We start from the raw sequence: 6359 nt of genomic DNA on the forward strand, positions 1-6359 counted from the left end.
TGGAGGCCGTGAGGGCTACGGGCTCCCATCCTCTGCTGGTTCTTGTCTATGGCTTTTGGCCGCAGGTGGCCCCAGCTTTCTACTCGGTGACGCTCTACCTGTTTGAGGTCAATGTGCGCTCGGCAACAGTCTTGGGCTTGGTGGGAGCTGGTGGTATCGGCTTCGATTTGATGCAGACGGTGCGGGCCTTCCGCTTTCAGGACGCCGCCACCATCATTTTGCTCATCCTGCTAACCGTGTTTACAATCGACAAGGTCTCGGCGCGAATTCGCCAATCCCTGGTATAGGAGGTGAGGGTGCAGGCTCTTGAAATCCTGGAGCTGCTGCAGGAGGCTCCCGAAAAGACAGTTGTGGCTCTGGCGCGGGAGGTACGGCCCGCTCTGGGAGCTAGCCAGAAGCTGAAGGAAGGGGCAGGCCTGCTGTTGCTCCCCTTCCAGGACTCGCGCAGCGGTACGCCGTTTTATCTGGGAGAAGTCTTGGTTTACGAGGTTTGGCTGCGCTTCCCCCGAAAGGGAGTGGAAGGCTATGGAATGGTGCTGGGGGAACGGCCGCGCCTGGCCCGCTCCCTGGCTTACCTGGATGCCGCGTTGCAGGCGGGGATTGCTGAAGATCGGATCCAGGCCTTGGCCCTGGAAGCTCAGGAACATCTCCAGGAGAAGGATGAGCGCCTCTGGCGCAAGGTGGCCACCACGCGCTTGGAGGTGGAGACGCTATGAGCGTGCCCATACCTGCAGCCGAACGGCAAAGCCAACAGGTCTTCCGAACCTTGGTGATGGCGCTGAGCTACCCTGGCCGGCTTTGGCGCTTGCCAGCTCACTCGCTGCGCCAAGCCTTCCGCCTCATTGGGACTACCCTGGTGGATGGAAATGTGGGGGTTTGGGCGCCAGACTGGCTGCTCTTAGATCTGCGCGGTCAGGCTCCTCGGCCCGTGGCCTTGGAGGCGGCGGACTTTGTCTTTGCCGAGCGGCTGGCGGATTTGCCTGCCGGCTGGGAAACCCTCTCGGTTCTTAAGAGGGGCACCTACCTGGAGCCGGAGAGCGGGGCAACTCTCATCCTGGGAACTGGCTGGGGCCAGGGATCCCCTCTTGTCTTCAAGGGCCCCGGCATTGCTGGGGAGGTGCGCTTGGCTGTGGATTTGCCCCCTGCTTTTTGGCGGCTGCGCTCCCAGATCTCGGCCTACCCTTTGGGAGTGGACATCTTGCTTACCGACGGGCAGCATGTAGTAGGCATACCGCGAAGTGTGGAGGTGGGTTGATGGGCTACGTGGTGGCGCGGGGCAGTCAGGAGGCCATTCTCAATGCCGAAGCCCTTTTTCGCGAATTGTTGCCGAGGGGGGCAGGTCAGTCGAGTAAGGGCCTGGCCAGCTACTTGCCCTATCTTTTGGATCAGGTGATGGCGGAAGCTGGCCTCTGGGCTCCAGAGCTGGCTGCTGAGGCCTTGGCCCAGACAGGGGGCGATCTCTACGAAGCGCTGCTGCTTTTGCGAGCTCATCGAACTACCCTTCCTCGCCTGGGCAAAGCGCAGCTTCAGAAAAAAGAAGATTTGCTCCTGGTGCGACGGCTTTCTTCAGCCTTCAAGAGCATTCCCGGCGGCCAAGTCCTCGGCCCCACCCTCGACTACAGCCTGCGTCTGCTGGGTTTTTCCGGAACCCAAGGGGTGGAGCCAGAGACCACGGCTGCTCCCCAGCGCTACCCTTCGGTGCGAACCTGGCTAAAAGAGCAAGGCCTGCTGGAAGAAGATCCAGTGGCAGAGAAAGACTTAGAGGAAGAGATCCCGGATCTAACGCGGCAGCCGCTGCTGTTTCCGGCGCCAAGAGCCCATCGCCTGCAAGCTTTGGCGCGAGGGGACACCGGAGGACTCCTGGCCCTCGCCTACAGCGCCATGCGGGCCTACAACGTCCACACCCACCCAACAGTGGCGGAGTTGGGGGTGGGCTATCTCGAGGTGCGGGCTATCCACCCGGTGCGGGGAGGCAGCTTTCGCCTGGGGCGGATCCGCTTGGCCTTTGCAGAAGTCGTCGGGCATGGGGAGAAGGGATACCGCTTAGGCTTTGCTGCCAGCTTGGGCTGGAACGAGGGGCGGGTTATCGCGGGCGCAATGTTGGATTTGGAGATGGATCGCCCCACCCATCCGGCCCGCAGCGAGGAGTTTGTTCTGGTACACACGGATCCCGTGGAGGCTTCGGGCTTTGCCCTGCACTACAAACTGCCTCACTATGTAACGTTCTTCAGCAATTGGATGAGCCATCAGGAGGCTGCTCTTGAACCCTAAGCATAGCTACGCCTACTTGGACTCTGAAGCCAAGCGAGAAATTCGGCGCAAGGTTCTCAAGGCTTTGGCCATACCGGCATATCAAGTTCCCTTTGCCAGCCGAGAGATGCCCCTGGCCCGCGGCTGGGGCACGGGCGGCCTGCAGCTTACTCTCAGCCTCGTGGGGCCGGAAGATGTGGTGAAGGTCATCGACCAAGGAGCGGATGACTCGGTTAATGCTGCCAACTTGCGCCGCTTCATTGCCCACGTCAGCGGAGCTCGAACCACCACCGATGCTTTGGAAGCAACCCTCATCCAAAGCCGTCACCGCATCCCGGAGGAGCGACTGCAAGAAGGACAAATCTTGATCCTGCAAGTCCCGATCCCTGAACCCCTGCGCTACGTGGAGCCTTCCGATGCCAAGGCGCGGGAGCTGCATGCCCTGGGGGACTACAGCCTGCTTTGGGTGGACCTGTTTGAAGAACACTTGCACTACGGCCACAGCCGCAAGGGAGCAGCCTATCCCGTTCTGGTGCACGGCCGCTATGTGATGGATCCCAGTCCCCTGCCGCGCTGGGATCTGCCCAAGCTGCACCAGGCAGCCCACATCACGCTCTTTGGCGCCGGTCGGGAGAAGCGGATCTATGCTGTCCCCCCTTACACGCAGGTAGAACCTCTGGCCTTTGTGGATCGACCCTTCCAGCCGGAACCCATTGTGGGATCCTGCCGCCGCACGGGTTGCCGCCACGTCTTTCTCAACGCCATTCCCCAGGAGGATGGCAGCTTGGCCTACGAGATCTCCGACCAGGGCTATATGGAAAAACTCCTAGCTGGCAAAGAAAGTGGGCCTTTATTTGGGGAGAAGCAGCATGGTTGAAGAAAGGCCTTTGCTGGAACTGGTCAAGGTTTGGAAAGCCTACGGGGATCGCTGGGCCCTCAAGAACGTCAGCCTCAAGCTCTATCCCCAGGAGGTGCTGGGGGTGGTGGGGGCTTCTGGCAGCGGCAAGAGCACCCTTTTGAGAATTCTCTATCTCCAGGAGACGGCGCAAGGGGAATACTGGCTCAACCTCCCCGGCTGGGAGGGGTGTAATCTGCTGTCGCTTTCTCCCTATGAGCGACCTGCGGCGCGGCGTCACTTGGCCATGGTTTATCAAGAAGCTGCCCAGGCCCTGCGCATGGGCTTTGCCGCCCTAACCAATGTTGCTGAGCCCCTTGTGCTCAAGGGGGAACGGCGATTTGAAGTTTTGCAAAAGGAAGCGCAGGCAGCTCTGGAGAGGGCAGACTTCCCCCTGGAGCGGGCTGGGGATCCGCCTACTTTCCTTTCGGGAGGGGAGCGGCAGCGGGTGCAGATTGCCAAAGCCTTGGCTCAAGAGCCAACGGCCATCCTCTTGGACGAGCCAACGACTGGCTTAGATTTGCTGGTGCAGGCAACCTTCTTGGACACCCTACGCCGCCTCAAGCGGCAGTTGGGGATGAGTCTGATTTTGGTTAGCCACGATCTCTCAGTGGTACGGGCATTGGCGGATCGCATTGTGGTTTTGCACCAGGGAGAGGTGGTAGAAGAAGGCCTCGCCGACCAGGTGCTGGAGGATCCCCGCCACCCCTTTACTCAGGATTTGGTTGCCGCAAGGCTGTAGAGAGATGCTGCAAGTTATCGATTTGGAAAAGCGGTTTTTCCTGCACCGGCTGGGACGGGAGGTTCTGGCTTTCAGACAGGTGAGCTTCTCCCTACAAGCAGGGGAGTTGCTGCTCCTAGAGGGCCCCAATGGCGCCGGCAAGTCTTCCCTGTTGCGGACGCTCTATCGCAGCTACTGTCCCACAGGGGGGCAGATCCTTCTGCAGACTCCTCGCGGAAGGGTGGATCTGGCGCGTTTGGGGGATCGCGAGATCTTGTGGATCCGGCGGGAGTACATCGGCTATGTCAGCCAGTTTCTGGATCCCCGACCCCGCACCACCGCCCTGGAGCTGGTGGCGGAGCCGCTGCTGTGGCGAGGTGTAGAAGAAAGCCGAGCACGGCAGCGGGCGGCAGAGCTGCTCCTAGAGCTGGGCCTAAAGCCCGAGTTACTGGAGGCTTTCCCCACGGGTTTCTCTGGGGGCGAAAAACAAAAGCTCAACCTGGCCCGCTCGCTCATTCATCCCTATCCCTTGCTGCTGTTGGATGAGCCCACGGCCAGCTTGGATGCAGGGGCCAGGAAAGCTCTGCGGGAGCGCCTTCGCCTTCTGAAGCAGCAGGGAACTGCGCTTGTTGGCGTTTTCCACTTGCCAGAAGACGTGGCGGGCTTGGTGGACAAAACCTACCACCTGGAGGAGAAGCAAGATGTGGCTGTCCGGACTTAAGCTGGTTCTCCCTGACCAAGTGCTCCCGCTGGGATCCCTGCGGCTGGAGGGGGAGTCGATTGCCGAGATTCGAGAAGGGCAGGTGGACGAAGGAATCCCTTTACAGGGCTTAACCCTCGTCCCTGGCGTCATCGATCTCCACGCCGACAGCCTAGAGCCGGAGCTGGAGCCGCGGCCAGGGGTACAGTTGGCTGCCGAGATGGCCCTGGAGGTTTGGGAAAACCGAGCTCTGGCAGCAGGCATGACCACTGCTTTTGTCACCCTGTCCTTTTGGGAGGGCCTGCCCGGTTGGCGCAGCCCGGAGACCGCTTTGGCCCTGGCCGAGCAATTGGTTGCCCTGCGTTCCCATTTGTCGCTGGACTTGCGGATCCATGCCCGCTACGAAGTCTCTCGCCCCTTGGGAGCAGCAGCCGTTCGCCACGCCCTCAGCCAAGGTTGGGTGGATCTCCTTTCGTTTATGGATCACACGCCTGGCCAAGGCCAGTTCCCGACCCTAGAAGACTACGTTCGCTATATGGCCCGTCACCTGGGCCAGCAGCCTGAGGAGGTTGCCGCCAGCCTCAGGAACCCATCCCAGCCAGAAGTTCTCCCTGCCCTTGCCGAGCTGGCCCAGCAGGCAAAAGAGCGGGGAGTCACGCTGGCTTCCCATGACGACGATTCCTCTGACAAGGTTCAGTTGATGGCCAAGCTGGGCGTAAAGATTAGCGAGTTCCCGGTCACGCTGGAGGCCGCTGGCGAAGCCCAACAGTTGGGCTTGCTGGTGGTCATGGGTGCCCCCAACGCCCTCAGGGGATCCTCCCATGTGGGCAATCTCTCCGCCCTGCAAGCCCTGAAGGCGGGATCCCTAGGTGCTCTGGCCACCGACTACTCGCCGGCTGCCGCGCTAAGAGCTGCCTTTGCCCTGGCGGAAAAGCAGGCTTTGGAGTTACCCCAGGCCATAGCCTTGGTCAGCCGCAACCCTGCCCAGGCCGTTGGCCTCCAGGATCGGGGGGCTCTTTGCCCAGGGCTGAGGGCCGACCTGGTGATCTTGCGGGAGAAGCCCTTCCGGGTTATGGGCGTGTTTGTTGCCGGTAGGCCTGTCTTTCTCCGCGAGGGCCTAGGATGGCAGGGAAGGTTGGATCCCCAAGGAGTTGGATCCAGAAAAGTCGAAGTCCCCTAAATCTACTCCAGAGCCGCTCTCGGCAGCAGCTTCCGGGTTGGCTTGCGCTCCAGAGGCCAAGTTGGCCGCTCTAGACGGGTATCCACCAACACAGAGGCTGGGGCGAGATTAACCCGCTCCAGCAGCCGTTGCAGCAGGTGAGCATCGATGCTGGATGGGGTTGCCGTTCCCGCCACCAGGGGAGTATCGGCCAGCAGCAACTCTGCCACTGCCTGGGCCAGTTCTTGGCCGTACACGCCATCAGGGCCAGAGGGGAGCAGATCCAGCCGTCCCTGCTGAGCGGCCAGACGGCTTAAGCCCAGTTGCACCGCCACCACGGCCGGGCCCCGCTCCCCCCGCCTTAGAAGGCGCTGGCCGGCCAGGATGCTCTCCAGCTGCGCCTTGGCCATTTCCTGGTCGCCGCTGGGGAGCAACTGCACCAGCCCCTCCAGCCGGTTGCCGGGAGAGTTGGCGCTTGCCTGCTGCTGGGGATCCTCCCTCCACAGACGGGTTAGGTCGTAGAGCAAAATGGCGTGGGGGACAGGGCGGCTGGGCTGGTTGGGGCCGGCATGGCCGGTGGCGAGGATCTCCCCTTGGTAGACCAGTGAGGTGCTGAAGCCAGAGTCCAGCAGCA

Annotated in this window: 7 protein-coding genes and 2 pseudogenes; 8 read left to right on the forward strand and 1 reads right to left on the reverse strand. The window is 61.6% G+C overall.

From position 1 onward, the window contains the following. The 8 genes and pseudogenes from NW835_RS02565 to NW835_RS02600 all read left to right on the forward strand — a co-directional run. Positions 1-287, forward strand: a pseudogene (locus NW835_RS02565) (phosphonate ABC transporter, permease protein PhnE); the annotation flags it as partial. A 9-nt stretch (positions 288-296) separates the two neighbouring features. Next, a complete protein-coding gene (gene phnG, locus NW835_RS02570; RefSeq protein ID WP_414370755.1) occupies positions 297-716 on the forward strand; it encodes a phosphonate C-P lyase system protein PhnG in 420 nt (139 codons plus the stop codon). Then, entirely contained in the window at positions 713-1255 is a 543-nt protein-coding gene (gene phnH, locus NW835_RS02575; protein WP_414370753.1) for a phosphonate C-P lyase system protein PhnH, read from the forward strand. The genes phnG and phnH overlap by 4 nt, the downstream gene beginning before the upstream one ends. Beyond that, positions 1255-2271, forward strand: coding sequence for a carbon-phosphorus lyase complex subunit PhnI (locus tag NW835_RS02580; protein ID WP_414334502.1), 1017 nt, complete (start codon positions 1255-1257; stop codon positions 2269-2271). Before phnH ends, NW835_RS02580 begins: the two co-directional genes overlap by 1 nt. Further along, positions 2261-3127, forward strand: a complete 867-nt coding sequence (locus tag NW835_RS02585) for an alpha-D-ribose 1-methylphosphonate 5-phosphate C-P-lyase PhnJ (RefSeq protein WP_414385761.1) — start codon at positions 2261-2263, stop codon at positions 3125-3127. Before NW835_RS02580 ends, NW835_RS02585 begins: the two co-directional genes overlap by 11 nt. Further along, positions 3120-3887, forward strand: coding sequence for an ATP-binding cassette domain-containing protein (locus tag NW835_RS02590; RefSeq protein WP_414359329.1), 768 nt, complete (start codon positions 3120-3122; stop codon positions 3885-3887). The genes NW835_RS02585 and NW835_RS02590 overlap by 8 nt, the downstream gene beginning before the upstream one ends. Positions 3888-3891: 4 nt before the next feature. Continuing rightward, positions 3892-4587, forward strand: coding sequence for an ATP-binding cassette domain-containing protein (locus tag NW835_RS02595; protein ID WP_414364208.1), 696 nt, complete (start codon positions 3892-3894; stop codon positions 4585-4587). Then, the gene (locus NW835_RS02600; protein ID WP_414414441.1) at positions 4568-5746 is read left to right on the forward strand and encodes an alpha-D-ribose 1-methylphosphonate 5-triphosphate diphosphatase; all 1179 of its coding nucleotides are present in this window, start codon (positions 4568-4570) and stop codon (positions 5744-5746) included. The genes NW835_RS02595 and NW835_RS02600 overlap by 20 nt, the downstream gene beginning before the upstream one ends. 2 nt (positions 5747-5748) lie before the next feature. Here NW835_RS02600 and NW835_RS02605 read toward each other — a convergent pair. Further along, positions 5749-6359, reverse strand: a pseudogene (locus NW835_RS02605) (polysaccharide deacetylase); the annotation flags it as partial.

The sequence above is a fragment of the Synechococcus sp. OH2 genome (assembly GCF_047462155.1).
GTDB lineage: Bacteria > Cyanobacteriota > Cyanobacteriia > Thermostichales > Thermostichaceae > Thermostichus.

Bases quoted from the DNA above. Each gene is read 5' to 3' on its own strand.
- NW835_RS02590 (WP_414359329.1), top strand. From the start codon at position 3,120: ATGGTTGAAGAAAGGCCTTTGCTGGAACTGGTCAAGGTTTGGAAAGCC.
- phnH (WP_414370753.1), top strand. From the start codon at position 713: ATGAGCGTGCCCATACCTGCAGCCGAACGGCAAAGCCAACAGGTCTTC.
- NW835_RS02580 (WP_414334502.1), top strand. From the start codon at position 1,255: ATGGGCTACGTGGTGGCGCGGGGCAGTCAGGAGGCCATTCTCAATGCC.
- NW835_RS02595 (WP_414364208.1), top strand. From the start codon at position 3,892: ATGCTGCAAGTTATCGATTTGGAAAAGCGGTTTTTCCTGCACCGGCTG.
- NW835_RS02600 (WP_414414441.1), top strand. From the start codon at position 4,568: ATGTGGCTGTCCGGACTTAAGCTGGTTCTCCCTGACCAAGTGCTCCCG.